The following is a 2,123-nucleotide window of genomic DNA, read 5'->3' on the forward strand; positions in this document are numbered from 1 at the left end:
GTGGTCAAGAGGTAGACAAGTTGAAAGAAGAACTTAAGAAAGTTACTGACAAAGAAGTTCAAATCAACATCTTTGAAATTAAAAGACCTGAGTTAGATGCTTATTTAGTTGCAACAAGCATTGCTCGTCAGATTGAAAGTCGTATTTCTTACAGAAGAGCTATTAAAATGGCTATTGCTGCATCCATGAGAATGAATGCTGAAGGAATTAAAGTTTTGATTTCTGGTCGTTTGAACGGAGCTGAAATGGCACGTTCAGAAGGTTTCAAAGAAGGTAGAATTCCATTGTCAACTTTCAGAGCTGATATTGATTATGCTTTGGCTGAAGCGCATACTACTTATGGTAGAATGGGTATCAAAGTATGGATCATGAAAGGTGAAGTGTACGGAAAACGCGATTTATCTCCACTAGTTGGAATGGATAAAAAGCAAGCTTCTGGCGGAAAAGGTGGAGATTCTCCTAGAGGGGACAGAAAACCTTTTAACAAAGGAGGAAAACCAGATGCACGTAAAAGAAAGTAATTTTTTAAATTAAAGAAAAATGTTACAGCCTAAAAGAACAAAATACCGTAAGGTACAAAAAGGTAGAATGAAAGGTCTTTCCCAAAGAGGACATGTACTTTCAAGTGGAATGTTTGGAATTAAATCTGTACATGAAAAAGGTATGTTTTTAACTTCACGTCAAATCGAAGCTGCGCGTATTGCTGCAACTCGTTTTATGAAAAGAGAAGGACAATTATGGATTAAAATATTTCCAGACAAACCAATCACAAAGAAACCTCTTGAGGTACGTATGGGTAAAGGTAAAGGTGCAGTTGAATATTGGGCTGCAGTAGTTAAACCTGGAAAAATAATGTTTGAAGTTGGTGGAGTTCCGCTTTCTGTTGCTAAAGAAGCTTTACGTCTTGCTGCTCAAAAACTTCCTGTAAAAACTAAGTTTGTTGTTGCTAGAGATTTCGAAGCATAATCTAAAATTAATTATGAAACAATCAGAAATTATAAATCTATCTGCAGCTGAGTTACAAGTAAAACTTAACCAGTTAAGAAAAGCGTATTCAGATCTAAGAAATGCTCACGCTATTTCACCAATTGCTAATCCACTTCAAATTAGAAGTGCAAGAAGAGCAGTTGCTAGAGTAGCAACAGAGCTAACTAAAAGAGAGTTACAATAATTGTATTCTAGCTAAAATGGAAGATAAAAGAAATTTAAGAAAAGAAAGAATTGGGGTTGTTACTTCAAACAAAATGGATAAGTCTATTGTTGTTGCTCAAGTAACTAGAGTAAAACACCCTCTATACGGTAAGTTCGTGTTAAAGACTAAAAAGTTTCATGCACACGACGAAACAAATAATTGTAACATTGGTGATACGGTAAAGATCATGGAAACAAGACCTTTATCCAAAACTAAATGTTGGAGATTAGTTGAAATCATTGAAAGAGCTAAGTAATTATGGTACAACAAGAATCAAGATTAAAAGTAGCAGATAACACAGGAGCAAAAGAAGTTTTGACTATCCGTGTTTTAGGAGGAACGAAACGTCGTTATGCCTCTGTTGGAGATAAAATTGTAGTATCTATTAAAGACGCAACCCCTAACGGAAACGTTAAAAAAGGAGCTGTTTCAACTGCAGTTGTTGTACGTACCAAAAAAGAAGTGAGAAGAGCCGATGGTTCATACATCAGTTTTGACGATAACGCTTGCGTATTGTTAAATGCTGCTGGTGAAATGAGAGGAACTCGTGTTTTTGGTCCAGTAGCAAGAGAACTTCGTGAAAAACAATTCATGAAAATTGTATCATTAGCACCAGAAGTGCTTTAATTCGATTAATGATGACAAAGTTAAAAATTAAATCAGGTGACGTAGTAAGAGTTATTGCTGGAGACCATAAAGGTACTGAAGGTAAAGTTCTTAAAGTTAGCCGTGAAAATAATAAAGCGATTGTTGAAGGTACTAATATGGTTTCAAAACATACGAAACCAAGTGCTAAAAATCCACAAGGTGGAATCGTAAAGAAAGAAGCTCCTATTCATATTTCTAATTTGTCTTTAATAGATCCAAAATCTAAAGAAGCTACAAAAACTGGAACTAGAGTAGAAGGAGATAAGAAAGTGAGATTTTCTAA

6 protein-coding genes are annotated in these 2,123 nt (G+C 35.1%); all 6 read left to right on the forward strand.

Annotated features, from left to right (window positions below):
• The coding region (gene rpsC / locus ACOYLT_RS11630; protein WP_422854007.1) for a 30S ribosomal protein S3 at positions 1-521 on the forward strand (521 nt) is incomplete at its 5' end.
• Between the two features lie 19 nt (positions 522-540).
• Positions 541-966, forward strand: coding sequence for a 50S ribosomal protein L16 (gene rplP / locus ACOYLT_RS11635; RefSeq protein ID WP_422854008.1), 426 nt, complete (start codon positions 541-543; stop codon positions 964-966).
• A gap of 13 nt (positions 967-979) precedes the next feature.
• A complete protein-coding gene (gene rpmC / locus ACOYLT_RS11640) occupies positions 980-1,171 on the forward strand; it encodes a 50S ribosomal protein L29 (protein WP_422853902.1) in 192 nt (63 codons plus the stop codon).
• 16 nt (positions 1,172-1,187) lie between these two features.
• Positions 1,188-1,448 carry a 30S ribosomal protein S17 gene (gene rpsQ, locus ACOYLT_RS11645; protein WP_422853901.1) on the forward strand — a complete coding sequence of 87 codons (261 nt, stop codon included), beginning with the start codon at positions 1,188-1,190 and terminating at the stop codon, positions 1,446-1,448.
• 2 nt (positions 1,449-1,450) lie between these two features.
• The gene (gene rplN / locus ACOYLT_RS11650; protein ID WP_422853900.1) at positions 1,451-1,819 is read left to right on the forward strand and encodes a 50S ribosomal protein L14; all 369 of its coding nucleotides are present in this window, start codon (positions 1,451-1,453) and stop codon (positions 1,817-1,819) included.
• Positions 1,820-1,830: 11 nt separating this feature from the next.
• The coding region (gene rplX / locus ACOYLT_RS11655; RefSeq protein WP_422854009.1) for a 50S ribosomal protein L24 at positions 1,831-2,123 on the forward strand (293 nt) is incomplete at its 3' end.

Origin of the sequence: Flavobacterium sp., assembly GCF_049318185.1 — a bacterium.
Lineage (GTDB): Bacteria > Bacteroidota > Bacteroidia > Flavobacteriales > Flavobacteriaceae > Flavobacterium.

Coding starts and splice junctions, on each gene's coding strand:
- rplP (WP_422854008.1), top strand. CDS start 541: ATGTTACAGCCTAAAAGAACAAAATACCGTAAGGTACAAAAAGGTAGA.
- rpmC (WP_422853902.1), top strand. CDS start 980: ATGAAACAATCAGAAATTATAAATCTATCTGCAGCTGAGTTACAAGTA.
- rpsQ (WP_422853901.1), top strand. CDS start 1,188: ATGGAAGATAAAAGAAATTTAAGAAAAGAAAGAATTGGGGTTGTTACT.
- rplN (WP_422853900.1), top strand. CDS start 1,451: ATGGTACAACAAGAATCAAGATTAAAAGTAGCAGATAACACAGGAGCA.